This window comes from Curtobacterium flaccumfaciens, assembly GCF_013359815.1.
Classification (GTDB): Bacteria; Actinomycetota; Actinomycetes; order Actinomycetales; family Microbacteriaceae; genus Curtobacterium; species Curtobacterium flaccumfaciens.
This window is the reverse complement of record NZ_JABMCF010000008.1, coordinates 1-320: the sequence shown is the minus strand read 5'-3', so window position 1 is coordinate 320 and position 320 is coordinate 1. Positions and strand designations below refer to the sequence as shown.

The following is a 320-nucleotide window of genomic DNA, read 5'->3' as shown; positions in this document are numbered from 1 at the left end:
CCAAGGCCGCGACGAAGATCTACACGGCCGTGCAGTCGGCGCTGACCGGGCAGGACTCCCCGGCCGACGCCCTGCAGAACGCGCAGTCGAGCAACTGAGCATGACGAGCACCGCGACCCCCGTCGCCCCACGGCGGGCCGCCGGGGACGGAGCACCCGCTCCGTCCCGGCGGCCCCGCCCGGGCCGCTCGCTGCGCTTCGAACGGATCGCGCAGCTCCTGTTCCTGCTGCCGGCCGTCCTGTTCCTGCTGCTGTTCTTCGGCTACCCGGTGGTCAAGAACATCGTCATGAGCTTCCAGGCGTACACGACGTCGACGTTCT

General features: G+C 70.3%; 1 pseudogene. It reads left to right on the top strand.

Annotated elements, in window-relative coordinates:
• Positions 1-100: 100 nt before the first annotated feature.
• A pseudogene (locus HP445_RS18370) lies at positions 101-320 on the top strand (sugar ABC transporter permease); the annotation flags it as partial.